The following is a 21,090-nucleotide window of genomic DNA, read 5'->3' as shown; positions in this document are numbered from 1 at the left end:
CGAGCCGCGCCTCAGATCGCCAACCTCTCGCGCACCCCATCCACCGCCATGTCCTTGCCCCGCCCGCGCATGACGATCTCGCCGCGCTGCATCAGCAGGTACTGGTCGGCCAGTTCCTCGCAGAAGTCGTAGAACTGCTCCACCAGCACCACGCACAAGCCCTTGTCGTGGGCCAGGTGCTTGATGACACGGCCGATGTCCTGGATGACGTTGGGCTGGATGCCTTCGGTGGGTTCGTCCAGCAGCAGCACCTTGGGCCCCGGCGCGAGCGCGCGGGCGATGGCGAGCTGCTGTTGCTGGCCGCCGGAGAGGTCGCCGCCACGACGTGAGCGCATTTTGTCCAGCACCGGGAACAGCTCGAACAACTCCTTGGGCAGCGGCGTACCGGCGGGCTGGCTGGAGAGGCCCATCTGCAGGTTCTCCATGACCGTCAGCCGGCCGAAGATCTCGCGGCCCTGCGGCACATAGCCCAGGCCGGCCCGCACGCGCTGGTGGGTTTTCAACTTGTCGATGTTCTCGCCCGCCAGCGTGATGCTGCCGGACGTGACGGGCACAACGCCCATCAGGCTCTTCAGCAGCGTGGTCTTGCCAACGCCGTTGCGGCCCATGACGACGGTGATCTCGCCGGGCTTCAGGTCAAAGCTCAGGCCGCGCAGGATGTGCGAACCACCGTAGTGCTTGTGCAGGTCCTGGACCTTCAGAAGATCATCGGCCAAGGTACACCTCGATCACTTTCTCGTCCGACTGAACGGTCGCCATCGTGCCCTCAGCCAGCGTCTTGCCTTCATGCAGGACCGTGACGGTGCGGTGCTCGCCGGCCAGCGTGGCGACGAAGCTCATGTCGTGCTCCACCACCACCAGCGAGTGCTTGCCCTCCAGGCTCAGGAACAGCTCGGCCGTGCGCTCCGTCTCCTCGTCGGTCATGCCGGCGACGGGCTCGTCCAGCAGCAGCAGCTTGGGGTCTTGCGCCAGCAGCATGCCGATCTCCAGCCACTGCTTCTGGCCGTGGCTCAGCAGGCCGGCCACGCGGTCATGCTCCTCAGCCAAATGGACGGTCTTCAGCAGTTCGTCAAGGCGGTCCCGCTGTTCGCCGCTGAGCTTCGCGCTCATGGCGAACCGCGCGCGGCGGTCGCCCGCGAGCGCCAGTTCCAGGTTCTCGGTGACTGACAGCGCCTCGAAGACCGTGGGCTTCTGGAACTTGCGGCCGATGCCCGCACGGGCGATCTGCTGCTCGCTCATCAGGCGCAGGTTGAGGTTGCTGCCGAAGTAGATGCGGCCGCTGTCGGGCCGGGTCTTGCCGGTGAGGCAGTCCATCGTCGTCGTCTTGCCGGCGCCGTTGGGGCCGATGACGCAGCGCAGCTCACCCACGCCGATCGTGAAGCTCAGGCCGCCCAGCGCCTGGAAGCCGTCGAAGGCGACCTTGAGGTCTTCAACGTAGAGGGCCACGCCCTGGTTGAACACGGGCTCGCCGGACGTGGCGATGCTGGTGATGGCGCGAGCGCGGGTCTCGGCGCCGGCTTCGAGAAGCTCTGGAGTCATTTCTTGAACCTCTTCGCCAGGCCCATCAGGCCTTGCGGCAGGAACAGCGTGACGGCGATGAACAGCCCGCCCAGGATGTAGAGCCAGCCCTCGGGCCACACGGCCGTGAAGACCGACTTGGTGCCGTTGACGAAGAAGGCGCCGATGACCGGGCCGATCAGCGTGCCGCGCCCGCCCACGGCCGCCCAGATGGCCATCTCGATGCTGGCTGCCGGGCTCATCTCGCCGGGGTTGATGATGCCCACCTGCGGCACATAGAGGATGCCCGCCAGCGCGCACATCATGGCCGAGATGACATAGGCACTGAGCTTGAAGGCCACCGGGTCGTAGCCCAGGAAGCGCACACGGCCTTCCGCGTCGCGGATGGCCTGCAGGATGCGACCCCAGCGGCTTTGCGTGAGCGCGCGGGCTATTCCATAGCAGGCAATCAGCGCCACCCCGCTGGCCACGCACAGGCCCACCTTCATGCCCGGCGTGTTCAGCGGCATGCCGGCGATGCGCTTGAAGTCGGTGAAGCCGTTGTTGCCGCCAAAGCCCGTCTCGTTGCGGAAGAACAGCAGCATGGCCGCCACCGTCAGCGCCTGCGTGATGATGGAAAAGTACACGCCCTGGATGCGCGAGCGGAAGGCGAAATAGCCGAACACCGCCGCCAGCAGACCGGGCACCGCGAGCGCCAGGAAGATCTGCCCGACCAGCGAGTCGCTGAGCGCCCAGTGCCAGGGCAGCTCCTTCCAGTTCAGGAAGACCATGAAGTCTGGCAGGTCCGACTGGTACTGGCCGTCGCGGCCGATCTGGCGCATCAGGTACATGCCCATGCCATAGCCGCCCAGGGCAAAGAAAAGCCCATGGCCCAGCGACAAGATGCCGCCGAAACCCCAGATGAGGTCCAAGGCCAGGGCACAAATGGCAAAGCAAAGGAACTTGCCGAGCAGGCCGACATAGAACTCGCTCAGGTGCAGCACATGGCCGGGCGGGAAGGCCAGATGCAGCAGCGGCGCGAGCAGCAGCGTGATCGCGAGGGCGATGAGTGCAGCGCGCTTCATTCGACGCTCCGGCCCTTGAGGGCGAACAGGCCTTGCGGTTTCTTCTGGATGACGAGGACGAGCAGCATCAGCAATGCAATCTTGGCGAGCACGGCGCCCTGCCAGCCTTCGAGCAGCTTGGACAGCACACCCAGGCCCAGGCCCGCGTAGACGGTGCCAGCCAGCTGGCCCACGCCACCCAGCACGACCACCATGAAGGCGTCGACGATGTAGCTCTGGCCCAGGTCGGGGCCGACGTTGCCGATCTGGCTCAGCGCGCAGCCGGCCAGGCCCGCAATGCCCGAGCCGAGCGCGAAGGCCATGGTGTCGACCTGGGCGGTGTTGACGCCCACGCACGCGGCCATGCGGCGGTTCTGCGTGACGCCGCGCACCATCAGGCCCAGTCGCGTGCGGGCCAGCAGCAGGCCCATGCCGACCAGCACCAGCGCCGCGAAGACGAGGATGGCCATGCGGTTGTAGGGCAGCGTCAGGTTGGGCAGCAGCGCCCAGCCGCCGGACAGCCAGCCGGGGTTCTCCACCGCCACGTTCTGCGCGCCGAACAGCGAGCGCACCGCCTGCATCAGCACCAGCGAGATGCCCCAGGTGGCCAGCAGCGTTTCAAGCGGCCGGCCGTAGAGCCAGCGGATGACGCTGCGCTCCATCGCAGCGCCGACCAGCGCGGCGGCGAGGAAGCTGGCTGGCAGCGCAATCCAGAGGTAGTAGTCGAACGCATCGGGCGCCCAGGCGCGGAAGCCCTGCTGCACCATGTAGGTGGCGTAGGCGCCCACCATCAGCAGCTCGCCGTGGGCCATGTTGATGACGCCCATCAGGCCGTAGGTGATGGCCAACCCTAACGCGACCAGCAGGAGCACAGAGCCCAGGCTCAGGCCGGAAAACAGCAACTGCGCGCGCTCACCCCAGGCGAGGCGGTCGCCGATGGCGTCGATGGCGCTCCTCATCGCGGCCTTGGCGGCGGCATCGGTCTCGCTGTCGATGCGCTCCAGCAGCAGCGCGCGTGTCGTCGGGTCGGCGCTGCCGGCCAGTTCGACGGCAGCGGCGCGGCGCTGGGCGGCGTCGGTGGACGACAGCTTGGCGCCGGCCACCAGCGCGCCGAGTTGATCGCGCAGCTTGGTGTCGGTCTCGGCGGCCAAGGCGCGCTCGTACAGCGGCAGCTTGGCCGCACTGGCGTCCTCGCGCAGCGTCACCAGTGCCTTGGCGCGCACATCGCGGTCCGTGGACAGCAGGGCCAGCCCGGCGAGCGCCGAGTCGATCTCGCGGCGCAGGCGGTTGTTGAGCATCGGCTCGTCGCCATCGGGCAGCGGTGCACCTTCGGCGGCCACGACGGCCTTCCCTTCGCGCAGCCGCACGCGGCCGTCCAGCAAGGCCTGCAAGTAGTCGGCCAGCGCGGGGTCGGCCTGCGCCACGGCCTCGTTCAGCGCGGCGACACGGTCGTCGCTGTCGCCGGCGGCGATGCGGTTCAGCAGCTCAGGCGGCGGTGCCCCCCAGGCCGCCAAGCCCAGGAGTGACAGACACCAGCCGATCAATAGTCGTTTGATCATGAAGATCCAAGCGAACGCAAACAAGTGACACGCACGGTGCGCGCGCCATTGCAGTGGCTGCCGCGGACCCGGCCACGCCGGTCCACGGACAGCACCCCATCAGGCCGCAGCAATCGCTGCGGCGGGGTTGAGCCTTATTTCGTCGGCTCGTCCTTCTTGCCCTTGTTCTCGGGGATGTACGGGCTCCACGGCTGGGCCTTGACCGGGCCGGGGGTCTTCCACACCACGTTGAACTGGCCGTCCGCCTTCACTTCGCCGATGAAGACCGACTTGTGCAGGTGGTGGTTCTTCTCGTCCATCTTGGACGTGATGCCCGAGGGCGCCGTGAAGGTCTGGCCGGCCATGGCGGCGATGACCTTGTCGGTGTCGGTGCTCTTGGCCTTGGTGACGGCCTGCGCCCACATGTTGATGCCGATGTAGGTGGCTTCCATCGGGTCGTTGGTCAGCGGCTTGTCCTTGTGGCCGGCGATGCCCTTGGCCTTGGCGTAGGCGCTCCACTTCTTGATGAAGCCATCGTTGGCCGGCGCCTTGATGGACATGAAGTAGTTCCACGCGGCCAGGTGGCCTTGCAGCGGCTTGGTGTCCACGCCGCGCAGCTCTTCCTCACCCACCGAGAAGGCCACCACCGGCACGTCCGTCGCCTTCAGGCCCTGGTTGCCCAGTTCCTTGTAGAAGGGCACGTTGGAGTCGCCGTTGATGGTCGACACGACGGCCGTCTTCTTGCCTTCGGCCGAGAACTTCTTGATCTTGGCAATGATGCTCTGGTAGTCCGCGTGGCCGAAGGGGGTGTAGTCCTCCATGATGTCGGCGTCGGGGATGCCCTTGCTCTTCAGGAAGGCGCGCAGGATCTTGTTGGTCGTGCGCGGGTAGACGTAGTCGGTGCCCAGCAGCACGAAGCGCTTGGCGCCGCCGCCGTCCTTGCTCATCAGGTATTCGACGGCGGGAATGGCCTGCTGGTTGGGCGCGGCACCTGTGTAGAACACGTTCTTGCTCAGCTCTTCACCCTCGTACTGCACGGGGTAGAACAGCAGCGAGTTGGTCTGCTCGAACACCGGCAGCACCGACTTGCGGCTCACCGAGGTCCAGCAGCCGAAGACGACGGCGACCTTGTCCTGCGAGATGAGCTGCTTGGCCTTCTCGGCGAACAGCGGCCAGTTGGAGGCCGGGTCCACCACCACAGGCTCCAGCTTCTTGCCAAGCAGGCCGCCCTTGGCGTTGATCTCGTCGATGGCCATCAGCACGGTGTCCTTCAACACCGTCTCGGAGATGGCCATGGTGCCCGACAGCGAGTGCAGCACGCCGACCTTGATGGTGTCGGCCGCGTAGGCGGCGGGGGTGATGAGAGCAGCGGTGGCAGCAGCGGCCAGGGCAAGTGCGGAACGGCGAAGCATCGGGTAAGCCTCCAGGTTGGATTTGAGGGGAGCGAGGTAGCCGGATGGCATGTCCGCAAGGCCCGTGCCAGCTCGTGAACTCCTCACGCCCCACGAGGGCACCCCCACACAACACCGTTATGGTGCTTTCCGCACCGTTGGTGTACAGAGGCATCGCCACCACGCACCAAACAACGTCGCATCAGCCTGCTTGCGCGGCTGCCACTCACCAAGCCGGGGCATCGCGCCCCGTCGACAGCCGGCTCAGCGGGCCGGCAGGATCACCCCGTCGCAGGCACCAAAGCCGATGCGCCGGTAGCCGGGTTTCTCGGCGCTGGCGCGCAGGCCGAGCTGGTCGCCGTCGAGCAGGAAGATCCTCGTCTCGCCGTTCGGCAGCGTGATGGGCTGCTTGCCGCCTGCGGTGAGTTCCAGCAGCGAGCCCGCCTCGTCGGGCTGCGGCCCGCTGATGGTGCCTGTGCCGAGCAGGTCGCCCGGCTGCAGGTTGCAGCCATTGCTGGCGTGGTGGGTCAGCATCTGCGCCAGCGACCAGTAGGCGTGGCGCAGGTTGGAGCGGGACAGGCGCACTGGCTCCGGCATCGCCGGCGTCTTCAGCCAGACCTCCAGGCCGATGTCGAAGCTCGCATTGGCGCGGTGCGCCGGTGAATCAAGATGGGGCAGCGGTTGCGGGTCCTCCATCGGCCGCGTGAACGGGATGCGGAAGGGCGCCAGCGCCTCCATCGTGACGATCCACGGCGAGATGGTGGTGCCGAAGTTCTTGGCCAGGAAGGGGCCCAGCGGCTGGTACTCCCAGGGCTGGATGTCGCGGGCGGACCAATCGTTCAGCAGCGTCAGGCCGAAGGCGTGCTCGTCGGCCTCGTCGATGGAAAACGGCTCGCCCAAGGCGTTGCCGGGGCCGACGAACAGACCCAGCTCCAGCTCGCAGTCGAGGCGGGCACTGGGCTTGAAGACCGGCTGGTCGGCGTCGGGCGGCTTGACCTGCCCCTTGGGTCGGCGCAGCGGCGTGCCGCTGACGACGATGGAGGAGCTGCGGCCGTGGTAGCCGATGGGCAGCCACTGGTAGTTCGGCAACAGCGGGTTGTCCGGGCGGAACAGCTTCCCAACGGCACGGGCGTGGTGGATGCCGGTGTAGAAGTCGGTGTAGTCGCCGATGCGGCAGGGCAGCGTGTACTCGGCGCCCGACTGCGGCACGAGATCGACCTGGGGCGAGCCGGCCTTCAGCGTATCGAACAGGCGGTGGCGCAGCGCGCGGCGTTCCACGGACGAGCGGGCCATCAGCGCGTTCATGTCGGTGAGGCCCCAGCCCGTCAGGTCCAGGATCTGGTCGCCGATGCCGACGCCGATGCGCCAGGGTTCCAGCGTGCCTTGGCTTCGGAAGCTGCAGAACGGCAGGTTCTGCAGTGGGAAGTCCGTAGCGGGGTCGTTGGCGGAGCCGACCCAGGAGAGGGTCGCCGCGTCGTGGGTGTGGTCAAGCATTGAAGTTGTCCTGCAGGTCGCGCCAGCAATCGGCGTAGGTCTTTTCCAGCGGCGCCTCGGTCAGCGCCCAGGCTGTGGGTTTGAGCGGCCAGCGGGTCTCGAACATGAAGGCCAGCGTGTTGTCCAGCTTGTGCGGCTTCAGCTCCGCGCCGCTGGCCTTGTCAAAGGCCTCGCTGTCGGGGCCGTGCGGCACGTAGCTGCTGTGCAGGCTGGCGCCACCGGGCTTGAAACCCTCGGGCTTGGCGTCGTACTGGCCCAGCACCAAGCCCATGAACTCGCTCATCACGTTGCGGTGGTACCAGGGCGGGCGGAAGGTGTCCTCGGCCACCATCCAGCGCGGCGGGAAGATGACGAAGTCGACGTTGGCCCAGCCGGGCGTGTCGCTGGGGCTGGTCAGCACCGTGAAGATGCTGGGGTCGGGGTGATCGAAGCTGACGGTGTTGATCGCCATGAAACGCGCCGTGTCGTACCGGTAGGGCACGAGGTTGCCGTGCCAGGCGACGACGTTGAACGGGCTGTGGCCCTGTGTGGCGCGCCAGAGCTTGCCGCCGTAGCGCTTGACGATCTCGTACTCGCCGGCCTCGGTTTCATGCCACGCGACGGGCGCCTCGAAGTCGCGCGCGTTCGCCAGGCCGTTGGAGCCGATGGGGCCCAGTTCGGGCAGGCGAAAGGCGGCGCCATGGTTCTCGCAGACATAGCCGCGTGCGGGCATGTCCAGCGGGTCGACCTTGAACGCCATGCCGCGCGGCAGCAGCGCGATGGAGCCGGGCGCGACCTCCAGGCGGCCCAGTTCGGTGGTGATGAGCAGGCGGCCCTGCTGGGGCACGAGCAGCATCTCGGCGTCCGCATTGACCAGCGCGCGGCGGCCCATGGGGCGCGAGGCGACATAGGCGAGCGCGGCCATGCCGCCGAGGCCCGGCTCGCCGTTGACGGCATAGCTGCGCAGACCGCCGATGAAATCGCCCTCCCCGTCCAGCGACGTGGGCGCCCAGCGCAGCGGATCGGGCGGCGCGCTCTCGCCTTGCGCAGCACCGCTCTTCCAATGCGCATGGGGCAGCGGCGCGTAGCCACCCACAACGACCGCAGGCCGGCGGCGGTAGAGCCAGGTGCGCTGGTTGTCGGCGCGCGGCGCGGTGAAGGCGCTGCCCGACAGCAGTTCGGCGTACAGCCCGTGCGGCGCGCGTTGCGGGCTGTTGCGCCCGATGGGCAGTGCGCCAGGCACCGCCTCGCTGCCGTGCTGGTTGCCGAAGCCGGTGAGGTAGGAAAGTTCAGTCATGGCGTTCGTGAGCGACTGCGAAGGCTTGCCGGAGCACTTCGCGGTCACCGATGTGGTTGCACAGGATCAGCGTCAGCCGCGCCAGCCAGTCAGCAGCAGCCTCGTCGCTCAGGCCCGCCTGGGCGGCGATCAGCTCGGCGTAGAAAGCGTCCGCGTCGGCACCGAAATTTGGGGTCAGAGTCAATTTATTCATAAGCCCTCCCATGGGCGCGGGCCAGCGCTGCGCGCAGCGCCTCGGCGTCGAAGCGGTGCCAGCGGGCGGCCACGATGGCGTCCGGCCGGATCAGGTGGACGCTGCCGGGCCGCGCGCCGTAGCGCGTGGCCGCGACGCCCTCGGCCGGCAGCGTGACCACGCGCAGGTCCTGCGCCGGCGGCGACCAGCCGAATGCCAGCAGCACGAAGCCCGCGCCGAACTGCTCGCTGAGCCAGCCATCCTCCACCGGCGCGTCGGGGGCCGGGCAGCCCGGTGCGGGGCCGGCGTCCCAGGCTTCGGCATCCAGCGTGCTCAGTGGCGAGTCGACATGTGCCGTCGGCTGTGACAGCCGCCCGCTGTTGACCAGCGGCTTGGCGAAGTCGGTGCGGGCAGCAAGATCCAGTGCGGCGCGGCGCAAGCGCCGGCTCAGCGCGCTCCTGGGGCTGATGAAGTCGGTGGCGCGCGTCGAGTGGCCGATGTTGTCGTCGGCGGCCTCGATGCGTTCGAACTCGTACGAGTCCAGCAGCCCGTCACCGCCCTCGCCTCGCAGCACGGCGGCCAGCTTCCAGCCGAGGTTGTCGGCATCCTGCACACCGCTGTTGGCGCCGCGCGCACCGAAGGGCGAGACCTGGTGGGCGGCGTCGCCGGCCAGCAGCACACGGCCGGCGCGGAAGCGGTCGGCGCGCCGGCAGCTGAACTGGTAGATGGACGACCAGACCAGCTCGAACGGCGCACCGTCCAGCATCGCGGCCACGCGCTGGCGGATGCGGGCCGGGTCGCGCTCGGCCGCCAGATCGGCCTCGCGACCCAGCTGGAAGTCGATGCGCCACAGCCCCTCTGCCTGCGCGTGCAGCAGCACGGACTGGCCCGGATGGAAAGGCGGGTCGAACCAGAACCAGCGCTCGGGCCGGGCCGGGTCCAACCCCCGCGGCCTGGCACCGGCGCCCAGGCGCACGTCTGCAATCAGGAAGCGGTCCTCGAAGACCTGGCCGTGAAAGCCCAGCCCCAGCAGGCTGCGCGTCGGACTGCGCGCGCCGTCGCAGCCGATGACCCAGTCGGCGCGCATATCGAACAGGCCGTCCGGCGTGCGCAGGTTCAGCGTCACGCCGCCCTCGTCCTGCTCCAGCCCGATCAGCTCGTGCCGACCGCGCAGCTCGATGCGGCCGTCCAGCTGCACGGCGCGCACCAGCCGCGCCTCGACCTGGTCCTGCTGCAGGTTGACCATGGCCGGCATCTTGTGCCCGCCCTCGGGTTGCAGGTCGAAGGCATAAGCCTCGCGCTCGCCGCGGAAGACGCGGCCACGCTGCCAACGCACGCCCTCGCGCGCGACGGCCTCGCCCACGCCCAGGCGGTCGAACACCTCCAGCGTCTTCTGCGCCCAGCAGACCGCGCGCGAGCCCTCGCCGATGTGGTCGCTGTCATCGATGACGACGACGGGCACGTCGCGGCGGGCCAGGTCCAGCGCCAGCGTCAGGCCCACCGGGCCGGCGCCGACGATGACGACCGGGCGGCGCTGCGGCTGGCCGGAGCGCTGCTCCAGCGTCTGGTGATAGGGGTAGCGCGGGAGGTCCACGGTCAGCTGCCTTCCAGCGCCTTCCACATCTCCACGTCGCGCTCGGCCGTCCAGATGCGCGGGTGCGCCGTGCCGCCGGCCTCGTCATAGGCGCGGGTCACGTCGAAGGGCATGCAGTGGTCGAAGATGACCCAGTGGCCGTACTTGGGGCGCAGCGCCGCCATGGTCTGCTGGTAGACAGGCTTCAGCGCCTCGCCCGCCGCCACGCCGGCCTGCACCGCCGCATATAGCTCGCTGACGAAGGCCCGCGTGCCGGCCAGGCCCGCCGCCACCTGCGCCGCGCCCTTCAATGCCGGTCCGCGGCCGGGCACCAGGGCGGCGGCGTCCAGCTTCGCAATCGCATCCAGCGTCGCCGGCCAGTCGGCAAAGTGCGCATCGCCGCAATAGGGCGTCGCGTCGAACTCGACCAGATCGCCGCTGAACAGCACCCGCTCACCGGGCAGCCAGGCCACCGTGTCGCCCGCCGTGTGGCCGCGCCCGGGCGAGAACATCTCGACCTTCACGCCGCCGAGGTCCAGCGTCAGCCGACCCGCGAATGTCAGCGTCGGCCAGGTCAGCCCAGCCGGCACCGACTCGACATTGCGGAACAGGCGCGGGAAGCGGCCGATCTCGCTGGCCTTGTCCTGCTCGCCGCGCTCCTGGATGAGCGCCAGCGTCGCGTCACTGGCGATGACCTGCTCCAGCCCTTCGGCCTTGAAGGCGGACGCGCCCAGCACACGCACCGCGTGGTAGTGGCTCAGCAGCACGTACTTGATGGGCGCGGCCGTCACCTCGCGGATACGGCGGATGACGTCGGCCGCCATGACCGGCGTGGCCTGGGTGTCGATGACCATGACTGCGTCGCGGCCGATGACGATGCCGGTGTTGGGGTCGCCCTCTGCCGTGTAGGCCCAGGCGTGCTCTGACAGGCGTTCGAAGCTGACCCGCTTTTCTTCCAGGTCGGCTTGTGAGGCAAAGGCTTTGGTTGTGCTCATGGCATCTCCGTCTGCGGCGCCGAAATTTAACCTAATCCAAATCAATTCACCAATATAGAATTTTCGGCATGAAGGAACCAAGAGGCATCCAGAGCATCGAAGTGGGCGGCCAGTTGCTGCTGGCACTGGCCCACCACGGCCGACCGATGGCATTGAAGGACCTGGCCCGCGAGGCCGGCATGACGCCGGCCAAGGCCCACCCCTACCTGGTGAGCTTCATCAAGCTTGGGCTGGTGGAGCAGGACGGCGGCAGCGGCCGATCCGGCGACTACGGCCTGGGGCCCCTCGCGCTGCAACTGGGCCTCATCAGCCTGCAGCAGTACGACCCGGTGCGTCTGGCGACGCCGGTCATCGAGGAGCTGGCGCTGCAGCTGGGCCACACGGTGGCCATCGCCGTCTGGGGCACGCGCGGGCCCACCATCGTGCGCGTGGCCGAGGGGCCGACGCCCGTGCACGTCAGCATGCGTCACGGCACGGTGATGAGCCTGGCCGGCACGGCGTCAGGGCGGCTTTTCGCGGCCTGGCGGGGCGCAGAGGCGGCGGCGCTCGGAGAGCCCCTGCCCGATGCAGCCGCCATCGCTGCGGTGCATGAGGCCGGGCTGGCAACTTCGCGCGACGGGGTTGTCCTCGGCGTCAGCGCGGCGGCAGCGCCGGTCTTCGACGCTGCGGGGCGGCTGGTGCTGGCGCTGACGGCCATCGGCACCAGCACGGGCTTCGACACGGCCCCGACCGGGGCGCTGGTGATCACGCTGCGAGATGCCGCTTCCCGGCTGTCGCGCCGCCTCGGTCACTGACCCTCCACGCTGACCGCAGGTGCCCGCAACGTGACCGACCGCGATCCGCCGCTGAGGTAGCAGACGCAAGTCTTCCAGGGCGGCTACGACCCGCGCTTCACGAGCGCCACCGGCCGCACTTTCTACGCTCGGGCGCCCTAAGAACGCTGATCGACGGGTTCGCAAAACAACAAAGGGCCCCACGGGACCCTCTGTTGTTGGGAGCACCGCTCAAGAGCGGTGTGAACCCGATGTGACGTCAACGAAATGGCCCAACAGGTTCAGGCGACCGGCAGCTTGGCCAGCATCGCGGCCTCGGTGGCCTCATCCCAGAACAGTGGGTAAAGGCAGCGCGCCGTCGACAGCAGTTCGGGACGGCCGCCCAGCAGGGCGATCTGTTCGCGCGCCGTCGCAAAGTCAAAACTCATCAGCACGGCGGGTGCGTCCACGCGCGGGTTGTGGCGCGCCATGGTGTACGGCAGCAGCCCCAGCCAGCGGCGATAAAAGGCGACATGGCGCGGGTTCACCTCGATGACCAGGCGTGCAACGCGCGCACGGCGGTGGGCATGGAGGTAGCCAAGGTGAAAGATCTGGGCCAGCACGCGCTTCGGCTCGTGGGAGTGCTTGTCGACCGCCAGACCACCGAATTCGCACAGCGTGATGCCCGCAGCGCGCCACTCGGCCATCTCTTCCTTGAACAGCGCATCGGCGTGCAGGCCACCTGGGCCATCGAATCGCACGGACAGCGTGCCGACGATCTTGTCCCCGTCATTGGCGGTGCAAACAATATCACCCGCTTCGTTGCGACTGCTGTAACGCTCGCGCGAAACCGCCAGACCGCGGTCGCTGTAGCGGCGCTCGACAAGACCCAATGCATCGCCGTCCAGCGCACCGAAGTCGCTGTTCATCTCCAACGGCGGACCGCCGAAGGGGTTGAGCGGCGCACGGCGGCTTTCTTTGAAATTCGGGAACATCAACTGTGTCCTTGGCGCACGATGCGCCGGTCAGCGAAGTTTAGAGATTGGAATGTGACTTTTCCCAACGGCAAACATACAGATACTCCTGCTTTCCCTAGGGCGTGTGCCAGAAGTCGCTCGAACAGGTGACGACCTGACCCGAACACGTCTGCGTTTTACACCGCCGGACGTCCGATTCTGCATCCGGCGGCTCAAGCAAGACGCTGCAGTCGCTCAAGGCGCCCTTGCCGGGCTGGTAGAGGACTTTCACCTCCCAGAAGGCGTGTCCTGCCGGCGCACACAGAAAGAAGGCCACGCATGCGTGGCCTTCTCCTGAGCGCGAAACCGGTCAGGCGGCGTAGCGCGCCGCCAGGCGGTTCATGTTGGTCATGGACAGGCGGTGCATCTCGATCAGCGCGATCAGGCCGTTGCGGTGCAGTTGCAGCACCTTGTCGTCGGCCAGCTCGCTGTACTTCTTCTCGTCCACGGCCAGGAAGCCTTCGACGTCGATCTTCTCGCCGCCGGGCAGCGTCGCCTCGAAGCGCATGTCCAGCAGCAGGTCCAGCTCGACGAGCAGGTTGCAGATCAGGCGGGTGCGCTCGGCTTCCTGCTCGTAGTTCTCCAGGAACGCACGGGCGTTCTGCAGGAACTCGGTCGGCTCGCCGTCCTTGAACAAGGCCTCGCCGGTGGCTTCGTTGAAGCCGGCCCACTTGCTGTCGATGCAGACCGCCAGCGTGTTGGCGTTGCCGTCCAGGCGCGCCATTGCGAACGGGTAGCGGCGCACGTAGGCGGGCACGTAGTTGCCGGTCCACTTGTCGCCGTCGACGAACAGGTTGGAACCCGGCTTCAAGCCCAGCACGGCCAGCGGTGCGACCTGCGGCTTGCCATCCGCGCCCTCGCCGGCGCGCACGAAGACCACGGGGTACTCCCTGCACGCGTCAGCGAATTCCACAGCGGCCAGGAACACCGAGTTCTGGTCGGCCACCTGGCCGACCACGGCCTTGGCCGTGTCCAGCTTCAGGTTCTTGTGGGCTTCGCGGTCCAGCGGCGCCAGTTCGCCGTACATCGGGGGGTTGCTCATGATTCTCTATCTCCAGTTTCCGCGGCCAGACGACTGACCAGCACTTTGTCCACACGTTTGCCGTCGAGGTCGACGACCTCGAATCTCCACGCGTCCCACTCCACGACATCGGTCGTGCGCGGCAAGCGCCCCAGCAGCAGCATGATCATGCCGGCCAAGGTGTTGTAGCGCCCACGGTCCTCCTCGGGCAGTTCCTTCAGCGCCAGGCGGTCCTTCAGCTCGGGCACGGGGATGAGGCCGTCGATCAGCCAACTCCCGTCCTCGCGCTGCACCGCCCAGGCATCGCCATCGCTGGGGGCGTTGAACTCCCCGGCAATGGCTTCCAACACGTCGCGCACGGCAATCACGCCCTGCACTTCGCCGTACTCATCGACGACGAAGACCAGCGGCGCGTCCGACACGCGGAAATGATCCAGCAACTCCATGCCCGACAGCGTCTCGGGCACGAACAGCGGCGCCTCCAGGCCCGCCGCCAGGTCCAGCGACTGCCCCTCCAGCGAGCGGGCCAGCAGCATCGGCGCATGGGCGATGCCCAGCACGTCGTTCAGGCCGCCACGGCAGACGGGGTAGCGGCTGAAGCCACGCTCGCGCAGCACGGCCAACACCTCGGCCGGCGTCGCGTCGACGTCCAGCCAGGCGATCTCGCCGCGCGGAATCATCATCGAGCCAACCTGGCGCTCATCGAGCCGGAACACGTTGCGCACCATCTGGTGCTCATGCTCCTCGATGACGCCGGCGTCCCGGCCCTCTTCCAGGCTGGCGGCAATCTCCTCTTCCGTCACGCCACGCTGGCCGCGGTTGCGCAGGCCCAGCAGGCCCAGCGTGAACTCGGTCGCGAAGCTCAACAGCTTCACCAGCGGACGCGTCGCCGTGGAGATGACATTCATCGGCGGCGCGACGAGGCGGGCCACCGTCTCGGGATAGATCTGGCCAACACGCTTGGGCACCAGTTCGCCGAAGACGATGGTCAGCAGCGTGATGATGACGACGACCAGCGCGGTCGCGGTGATCTGGGTCGCGTCCGGGTGCAGGTGGAAGGTTTCGGCCAGCCAGTGAGACAAGGGGCCCGAGAAGGCCGCATCACCGACGATGCCGTTCAACACGCCGATGCCGGTGATGCCGATCTGCACCGTCGACAGGAACTTGGTGGGGTTGTCGTGCAGGTCCATGGCGGCCTGCGCACCACCCTCGCCGCTTTCCACCATCACCTGCAGCCTGGCCTTGCGGCTGGCGGTCAGCGCCATTTCGGACATCGCGAAAAGGCCGTTGAGAAAGATCAGGAAGAGAACGAGAGCGGTGTCCATCTAGAGCGCCGAACCTGGGAAAACCCGAGGCGGCGCAGGGTCGAAAACGAAGCCCGGGAGACTAGCAGAAGGCCGTGACAGCGCCCATCGCACATTCCCGGAGGCACGAGCCCGGCAGCCCGGGCCCCTTAGCATCCCGGCGATGAACTACCTGATCGGTGACCTCCAGGGCTGCTGCGACGCCTTCGAGCGCCTGCTGGCCCGGCTGGACTTCTCGCCGTCGCGCGACCGGCTCTGGCTGCTCGGCGACCTCGTCAACCGCGGGCCGTCGTCGCTGGCGACGCTGCGCCGCCTGCAGGCGCTGGGTGACGCGGCCACCTGCCTGCTCGGCAACCACGACCTGCACCTGCTGGCCGTCGCCCATGGCGTGCGGCCGGCGCATCGCCACGACACGCTGGCGCCCATCCTGCAAGCACCCGACCGCGAAGCCCTGCTCGGCTGGCTGCGCCAGCAGCGCCTGGCCGTGTCCGACGCGGGGTGGCTGATGGTGCACGCCGGCGTCGTGCCGCAGTGGGACCGCAGCGACACGCTGGTGCTGGCGGCGGAGGTGGAGGCCGTGCTGCGCAGCGCCGACCTGCCTGCGTTCCTGCACGAGATGTACGGCAACGAACCGGCCCGCTGGGACTCGGCCCTCACCGGCACGGCGCGGCTGCGCTTCACCGTCAACGCGCTGACGAGGCTGCGCTTCTGCGCGGCGGACGGCACGATGGACTTCAAGACCAAGGACGGCGCCGGCGCCGCGCCGCAGGGCTTCCTGCCCTGGTTCGACGTGCCGGGCCGGCGCACGGCCGACGTGCCCATCGCCTTCGGTCACTGGTCGACGCTGGGCCTGCTGGACCGGCCGCAGCTGCTGGGGCTGGACACCGGCTGCATCTGGGGCGGCCGCCTGACGGCCGCGCGCATAGCCGGCCTGCAGCGGGAGATCATCCAGGTCGACTGCGAACAGGCGCAGAAGCCAGGCCTCTAGAATGCGCGTCCTTCTGCGGAGGCTTGGGGGAGTGGTTTAACCCAACGGTCTTGAAAACCGTCGGCCGGTAACGGCCCGTGAGTTCGAATCTCACAGCCTCCGCCACTGCTGCGAGCCGTGCAGCAGCGTCAGCAGCTCGACGCACTTGGCCTTGGGCCTGACACGGTAGACGACGATGAACGGCGTGCGGCTGATGACCAGTTCGCGGGTGCCCCGTTTCCGGCCAGGCCGGCCAAGATCAGGCTGCTGCTGCAACACGTCCGTCTGCTGTTCGATGCGATCGAGCACGGCCAGCGCCGTGATGGGGTCTTGCTCTGCGATGTAGTCGATGGCTTCCTGCCGCTGCCGGCTTGCGCGCGGCGTCCACAGCAGCCGCATCACTTGCCGGCCTTCGCGATGCGCCTCTGCAAGGCGGCGCGCTGCTTCGCCATGTCGGCTTTCACCACCTCATGGGGCAGCCACTCGGCGCCGGGTGCGTCGGCCTCTGCGATGGCCTCCTCCACCTGGCCACGGAACCACTTGTCGTGCGCCGCCGCCTCGTGGGCACGCTTGAGCGCGGCCGAGGTGTCGGGCCGAGAGACGGACTTGCCACCGGCCGGGTCATAGCTGGCCGCGTTCACGTCGAAGCGCTCCACGCCGAGATCCTTGAGGTAGCCGACCAGCGTTTCCAGCCTCCTGAAGATGCGGACCTCGCCGCTGCGCGTGGCTGCCAAGGGCCGCTCGGTCACGCCGTACTTGACGACGACGCGCCAACCGCCGGCCTGGCCGATGACATGCGCAGCGCGCACCGCCTGGGCTTCAACCAGGCGCGTCAGGGTGGTGTGGTCGATGGTTTCTTCAGCGCTCATGCTGCTATCCGTTCGGTGGTCATGCGCCCAGAGGGGTCCGCGACTATTGCAGCGCAACTTGCAAATGCAGTGTCTTGCGAATAGCTTATCTTTGCAATTGCGCGATGAGATGCTGAAGCGCCGCCTATGAAGTCGCCTCGTCCAGCCGCCGGTGCGCCACGCCGTCCCACACGACGGGCAACTGGTTTCTCGCCTGCAGGTAGTGATGCGTGAAGACGCCCAGGTAGGCATCCAGCGTCTTGCCGGCGGCCTCGTCACCCGCGAGATGCAGGCATTGCGCGGCCACCTCGCTGGTGCAGAAATGGTCGCCGCAGCGTGACCGGCGCAGCCGGTACTGCGAGGCCTCGGCGGGCTCAAGGCTGAGCACCGGCATGGAGTTCAGGTAAGGGCTGCGGCTGAACATCTTGCGGGCCTCTGACCAGGTGCCGTCCAGCAGGATGAACAGCGGGCGCTTGACCTGGCCGTCCGCGCCGGCGACGTGCGGCTGGACCACATGCACCACGCGCTCCGGCGCGGCGTACTGGCCCGGGAACACGACGTAGGGCTCCCAGCCCGGATCGCTCAACAACGCGATGAGCGCCGGGTCGGGTTCGGTGCGCGACCAGCCGAAGGCGAAGGTGTCCGCAACCATGTCGGCGATCAGCCAGCCGGTGTTGGTCGGCTTCAGTGGCTCGATGTCGGCCATCACCAGGCACACTGCGGCGCGCGTGGGCACCGAGGGGCGCAGGGCGCACATGCAGTGCGTGGGCACCAGCCGGCAGCCGTCGCAGCGCTCGCGCTTGAAGCCGCCGCGGGCGAGAAATGGCTTGGTGGCTTTCGCCAGACGCGCGGCGCGCAGCAGGGACACGGCATGGGGCATGCGCCGATTGTCCGAGCAGCGGCGTCCTCCTCAGGCCGTCGACCCCAGCCGCACCGGCGGCCTCAGTCGCGGCGCGGCGTCGGACTGGCGGCGTATCAGCGCGAACTCTTTCACCACATGCTCGCAGCGCAGCACCTGCCCGGCACGGCGCGCGCGGATATGGCGCACCAGCAGGTCCACCGCCGCACCGGCCATCTCCATGATGGGCTGGCGCACGGTGGTCAGCTCGGGCCAGATCGTCGTGGCCAGCGGCGCGTCGTCGAAGCCGACGACGGTCAGGTCGCTCGGCACATCCAGGCCCATGCGGTGGGCGATGGCCACCGTCGCGGCGGCCATGTCGTCGTTGCTGGCGAAGATGGCCGTGGGCCGGTGGGGTTGGGACAGCAGCCGCTCGGCGGCGTCCAGGCCCGAGCGGTAGGTGAACATGCCTTGCGCGGCGACCTCCTGCTCGGCGAAGTCCAGGCCGGCATCCGTCAGCGCCGCGCGAAAGCCCGCGAGGCGCCGCGAACTGCAGGTCTGGCGGGGGTTGCCGATGATGAAACCCAGCCGCTGGTGACCCAGCGCGAGCAGGTGGCGCGTCATCTCGTAGGCGGCCTGGTAGTCGTCGATGCTGACGGCGCAGACCTGCTGCGGCGGGATGCCGCGCGACACGGCCACGGCCAGCGTCTGCGTATCCGCCACCAGCGCCAGCAAGGCGTCGGACTCGCAGAACGGCGGCAGCAGGATGAGGCCGTCCACGCCCTGTTCGACCATCTCTGCCGTCAACCGCTCCTCGCTGTCGGCGGCATCGCACTTGCGCACGACGAGCTGCACATGGCTGAGGCTGGCCTTGTTCAGCAGGCCGATGAGGAACTCGTTCAGGTAGCCGGCCGAGGGGTCGTTGTAGAGCAGGCCGACGCGGATGGGTTCAGACCCCGCCAGCCGACGTGCCGCCTGGTTGGGCAGGTAGTTCAGCGCGGCGATGGCGGCCGTCACGCGCTCGCGCGTCTCGGCGCGCACCTTGGCTTCGCCGTTGACGACGCGGGACACCGTCATCGGCGACACGCCGGCCATCTTGGCCACGTCGGTGATCGTGGCAACCCTGGGCGCACGCCCGTGCAATGGGGCGTTCAATCCGACATGCCCCTGCCCAAGAAGTGCCAGACTTTCACTTGCCCCACCCGTCCATTGGTTGCGCGATCATGAGCCACTTTAGCGGCGGGCATCGGCGCCGGTGCTAGGCGTTTGTCCGAACCGGGATGCTGCGGCAGCCCGTGCTCGCCCCGCTTGTGATGGGCCTGTTGATACCGCTACATTTCGCCGCCGGCGCGCTGCGCCAAGGACTCATTGAATGACGACGATGAACAAAGCCCTCTGCCTGCTCTCCCTCGGCCTGCTGGCCACCGCCGCCCAAGCCGACGTGCGGCTGGCCCAGGTGTTCGGTGAACACATGGTGCTGCAGCGCGACCAGCCCATCCGCCTGTGGGGCTGGGCCACGCCGGGCCAGACGCTGGCGGTGGAGCTGGCCGGCAGCAAGGCTTCGGTAAAGGTGCCCGCTGGGGGCCGCTGGGAGGCGAAGTTGCCGGCGCTGAAGGCCGGCGGCCCGCACCGGCTGACGGTGGCGGGCGACCAGCGCATCGAGCTGAAGGACGTGCTGATCGGCGATGTCTGGCTGCTGAGCGGCCAGTCCAACATGGAGTGGCCGCTGTCCGCCACCGACACTGCCGCAGCCGAGATGGCCGGCCCGCAGAACGCTAGCCTGCGCCATCTGCGCGTGCCGCTGCGGGCCAGCCTGCAGGCCGAGGCCGACATCGCGCCGGCCAGCTGGGCCGTGGCCGAGACCGGCAAGGTGGGTGACTTCAGCGCCATCGGCTACCACTTCGCGCGCCACATGCAGCTGGTGCAGGGCGTGCCCATCGGCCTGGTCAACACGGCCTGGGGCGGCTCTCACCTGGAGACATGGGTGCGGCGCGAGGTGGCGCTGCGCGACCCCGGACTGGCCGGTGCCGTGCGCGCACTGCCGGCGGACGCGGCTGCCTTCACTCAGGCGCGCCGCCAGGCGACAGAAGCTGTGGTGCAACGCTGGCAGCCTGGCCTGGCCTGGCAGGGCGTGGACGCGAGCGGCTGGTCTGCGGCCGCCGACATCGACAAGGACTGGCCGACGCTGCAGGCGCCGGGCGTCTGGGAAGGTCAGGGCCTGCCCGGGCTGGACGGCGTCGTCTGGCTGCGCAAGCGCGTCGATCTGAGCGCGGCGCAGGCCGCTGGCGCGGCCAGCCTGCACCTGGCCAAGGTGGACGACTGCGACGAGGTCTGGGTGAATGGCCAGCGCGTGGGCGGCCAGTGCGGCTACGACCAGCCGCGCCAGTACGCCGTGCCGACCGGCGTGCTGCGCGCGGGCCCGAACTGGATCGCCGTGCGTGTGACGGACAACGGCGGTGGCGGCGGTTTCCACGGCGACGCGGCCGCGCTGCGGCTGGACACACCGGCCGGCGCCGTGTCGCTGGCGGGCGCCTGGCGCGCCCGCGTCGCCGAAGCCGGCGGCGCCCCCGGCCCCACGGCCAACGACGCGCCGACGCTGGCCCACAACGGCCTCATCGCGCCGCTGCACGGGCTGTCGTTCAAGGGCGTGCTCTGGTACCAGGGCGAGAGCAACACCGGCCGCGCAGCGGCCTATGCCGGCGGCTTCCAACGCTTGATCCAGGACTGGCGCCTGCAGTTCCAGCAGCCGCAGTTGCCCTTCTTCTTCGTGCAGCTGGCGTCCTTCCTGCCGCTGCAGAACAACCAGCTCGGCCAGGGTGGCTGGGCCGAGCTGCGCGAGGCGCAGCGCCAGGCGCTCGCCCTGCCCCACACCGGCATGGCCGTCGCCACCGACGTGGGCGACGCCAACGACATCCACCCGCGCGACAAGCGCACGCTGGGTCAGCGCCTCGCCGCGCTGGCGTTGCATGACCTGGGCCTGCGCGCGCAGCCAGCCAGCGGCCCGCGCCTGGCGGCGGCCGAGGTGCGCGGCGCCGAGCTGCGGCTGCGCTTCACCGCGACCGGCGGCGGCCTGCGCACGGCCCGGATGGGCGAGGCGCTGCGCGGCTTTGCGCTGGCCGGCGCCGACCGCCGCTTCGTGCCGGCCACGGCGCGCATCGAGGGCGATGTCGTCGTGCTCAGCAGCCCGCAAGTGGCCGCCCCCGTCGCGGCCCGCTATGGCTGGGTGGACAACCCCAGCGAGTCCAACCTCGTCGGTGGCGATGGCCTGCCGGCCTCGCCCACGCGCAGCGACGACTGGCCGCTGCCGTCGCAGGGCAAGCGGTATCCCAACTGAGGCTGATCGC

General features: G+C 68.8%; 20 protein-coding genes and 1 tRNA gene. 4 read left to right on the top strand and 17 right to left on the bottom strand.

Annotated features, from left to right (window positions below; all coding sequences use genetic code 11):
- Window positions 1-11 precede the first annotated feature (11 nt).
- From urtE to ACG00Y_RS05900, 10 genes are all read right to left on the bottom strand, one after another.
- Window positions 12-716: an urea ABC transporter ATP-binding subunit UrtE gene (gene urtE, locus ACG00Y_RS05945; protein ID WP_394476892.1), complete on the bottom strand. Its 705-nt coding sequence runs from the start codon at window positions 714-716 to the stop codon at window positions 12-14.
- Entirely contained in the window at window positions 706-1,539 is an 834-nt protein-coding gene (urtD, locus tag ACG00Y_RS05940) for an urea ABC transporter ATP-binding protein UrtD (RefSeq protein WP_394476890.1), read from the bottom strand. Before urtD ends, urtE begins: the two co-directional genes overlap by 11 nt.
- Window positions 1,536-2,582, bottom strand: a complete 1,047-nt coding sequence (urtC, locus tag ACG00Y_RS05935) for an urea ABC transporter permease subunit UrtC (RefSeq protein ID WP_394476889.1) — start codon at window positions 2,580-2,582, stop codon at window positions 1,536-1,538. The genes urtD and urtC overlap by 4 nt, the downstream gene beginning before the upstream one ends.
- Complete coding sequence (gene urtB / locus ACG00Y_RS05930; protein ID WP_394476887.1) at window positions 2,579-4,120, bottom strand: urea ABC transporter permease subunit UrtB; 1,542 nt, start codon at window positions 4,118-4,120, stop codon at window positions 2,579-2,581. Before urtB ends, urtC begins: the two co-directional genes overlap by 4 nt.
- Before the next feature lie 134 nt (window positions 4,121-4,254).
- On the bottom strand, window positions 4,255-5,511 hold the full coding sequence (gene urtA / locus ACG00Y_RS05925) for an urea ABC transporter substrate-binding protein (protein ID WP_394476885.1): 1,257 nt from the start codon (window positions 5,509-5,511) through the stop codon (window positions 4,255-4,257).
- Window positions 5,512-5,754: 243 nt separating this feature from the next.
- Complete coding sequence (gene fahA, locus ACG00Y_RS05920; RefSeq protein WP_394476884.1) at window positions 5,755-6,984, bottom strand: fumarylacetoacetase; 1,230 nt, start codon at window positions 6,982-6,984, stop codon at window positions 5,755-5,757.
- A complete protein-coding gene (hmgA, locus tag ACG00Y_RS05915; RefSeq protein ID WP_394476883.1) occupies window positions 6,977-8,260 on the bottom strand; it encodes a homogentisate 1,2-dioxygenase in 1,284 nt (427 codons plus the stop codon). The genes fahA and hmgA overlap by 8 nt, the downstream gene beginning before the upstream one ends.
- Complete coding sequence (locus ACG00Y_RS05910) at window positions 8,253-8,453, bottom strand: DUF2783 domain-containing protein (RefSeq protein WP_394476882.1); 201 nt, start codon at window positions 8,451-8,453, stop codon at window positions 8,253-8,255. Before ACG00Y_RS05910 ends, hmgA begins: the two co-directional genes overlap by 8 nt.
- Window positions 8,446-10,026, bottom strand: a complete 1,581-nt coding sequence (locus tag ACG00Y_RS05905) for an FAD-dependent oxidoreductase (protein WP_394476881.1) — start codon at window positions 10,024-10,026, stop codon at window positions 8,446-8,448. Before ACG00Y_RS05905 ends, ACG00Y_RS05910 begins: the two co-directional genes overlap by 8 nt.
- A 2-nt stretch (window positions 10,027-10,028) precedes the next feature.
- The gene (locus tag ACG00Y_RS05900) at window positions 10,029-11,000 is read right to left on the bottom strand and encodes an MBL fold metallo-hydrolase (RefSeq protein ID WP_394476880.1); all 972 of its coding nucleotides are present in this window, start codon (window positions 10,998-11,000) and stop codon (window positions 10,029-10,031) included.
- Between the two features lie 68 nt (window positions 11,001-11,068).
- Here ACG00Y_RS05900 and ACG00Y_RS05895 point away from each other — a divergent pair, with 68 nt between their 5' ends.
- Window positions 11,069-11,794, top strand: a complete 726-nt coding sequence (locus ACG00Y_RS05895) for an IclR family transcriptional regulator (RefSeq protein ID WP_394476879.1) — start codon at window positions 11,069-11,071, stop codon at window positions 11,792-11,794.
- 260 nt (window positions 11,795-12,054) lie between these two features.
- Here ACG00Y_RS05895 and ACG00Y_RS05890 read toward each other — a convergent pair whose 3' ends face one another.
- The 3 genes from ACG00Y_RS05890 to ACG00Y_RS05880 all read right to left on the bottom strand — a co-directional run bounded on the left by ACG00Y_RS05890 (window position 12,055) and on the right by ACG00Y_RS05880 (window position 15,114).
- Window positions 12,055-12,747 (bottom strand): N-acyl amino acid synthase FeeM domain-containing protein, encoded by a 693-nt coding sequence (locus ACG00Y_RS05890; protein ID WP_394476878.1) that lies wholly within the window; start codon window positions 12,745-12,747, stop codon window positions 12,055-12,057.
- Window positions 12,748-13,078: 331 nt separating this feature from the next.
- Window positions 13,079-13,810 carry a SapC family protein gene (locus ACG00Y_RS05885; RefSeq protein ID WP_394476876.1) on the bottom strand — a complete coding sequence of 244 codons (732 nt, stop codon included), beginning with the start codon at window positions 13,808-13,810 and terminating at the stop codon, window positions 13,079-13,081.
- Window positions 13,807-15,114: a hemolysin family protein gene (locus ACG00Y_RS05880; RefSeq protein ID WP_394476875.1), complete on the bottom strand. Its 1,308-nt coding sequence runs from the start codon at window positions 15,112-15,114 to the stop codon at window positions 13,807-13,809. Before ACG00Y_RS05880 ends, ACG00Y_RS05885 begins: the two co-directional genes overlap by 4 nt.
- Before the next feature lie 142 nt (window positions 15,115-15,256).
- Here ACG00Y_RS05880 and ACG00Y_RS05875 point away from each other — a divergent pair, with 142 nt between their 5' ends.
- Together ACG00Y_RS05875 and ACG00Y_RS05870 are read left to right on the top strand one after the other, a co-directional pair.
- A complete protein-coding gene (locus ACG00Y_RS05875; protein WP_394476874.1) occupies window positions 15,257-16,081 on the top strand; it encodes a symmetrical bis(5'-nucleosyl)-tetraphosphatase in 825 nt (274 codons plus the stop codon).
- Between the two features lie 17 nt (window positions 16,082-16,098).
- Window positions 16,099-16,186, top strand: a tRNA-Ser gene (locus ACG00Y_RS05870).
- Here the strand turns inward: ACG00Y_RS05870 and ACG00Y_RS05865 are convergent.
- The 4 genes from ACG00Y_RS05865 to ACG00Y_RS05850 all read right to left on the bottom strand — a co-directional run bounded on the left by ACG00Y_RS05865 (window position 16,172) and on the right by ACG00Y_RS05850 (window position 18,850).
- Entirely contained in the window at window positions 16,172-16,459 is a 288-nt protein-coding gene (locus tag ACG00Y_RS05865; RefSeq protein WP_394476872.1) for a type II toxin-antitoxin system RelE/ParE family toxin, read from the bottom strand. The two genes, ACG00Y_RS05870 and ACG00Y_RS05865, sit on opposite strands and share 15 nt — an antisense overlap.
- Window positions 16,459-16,929 carry a hypothetical protein gene (locus tag ACG00Y_RS05860; protein WP_394476870.1) on the bottom strand — a complete coding sequence of 157 codons (471 nt, stop codon included), beginning with the start codon at window positions 16,927-16,929 and terminating at the stop codon, window positions 16,459-16,461. The genes ACG00Y_RS05865 and ACG00Y_RS05860 overlap by 1 nt, the downstream gene beginning before the upstream one ends.
- Before the next feature lie 124 nt (window positions 16,930-17,053).
- Window positions 17,054-17,788 carry a tRNA-uridine aminocarboxypropyltransferase gene (locus ACG00Y_RS05855; RefSeq protein WP_394476868.1) on the bottom strand — a complete coding sequence of 245 codons (735 nt, stop codon included), beginning with the start codon at window positions 17,786-17,788 and terminating at the stop codon, window positions 17,054-17,056.
- A 30-nt stretch (window positions 17,789-17,818) separates the two neighbouring features.
- A complete protein-coding gene (locus ACG00Y_RS05850) occupies window positions 17,819-18,850 on the bottom strand; it encodes a LacI family DNA-binding transcriptional regulator (RefSeq protein WP_394476866.1) in 1,032 nt (343 codons plus the stop codon).
- A gap of 277 nt (window positions 18,851-19,127) precedes the next feature.
- On the opposite strand from ACG00Y_RS05850, the gene ACG00Y_RS05845 reads away from it, so the two are divergent.
- A complete protein-coding gene (locus tag ACG00Y_RS05845; RefSeq protein WP_394476865.1) occupies window positions 19,128-21,080 on the top strand; it encodes a sialate O-acetylesterase in 1,953 nt (650 codons plus the stop codon).
- The last annotated feature ends 10 nt before the right edge of the window (window positions 21,081-21,090 follow it).

It is taken from the genome of Pelomonas parva, from assembly GCF_043555835.1.
GTDB classification, from domain to species: Bacteria; Pseudomonadota; Gammaproteobacteria; order Burkholderiales; family Burkholderiaceae_C; genus Pelomonas; species Pelomonas parva.
This window is presented reverse-complemented; position numbering and strand designations above follow the sequence as displayed.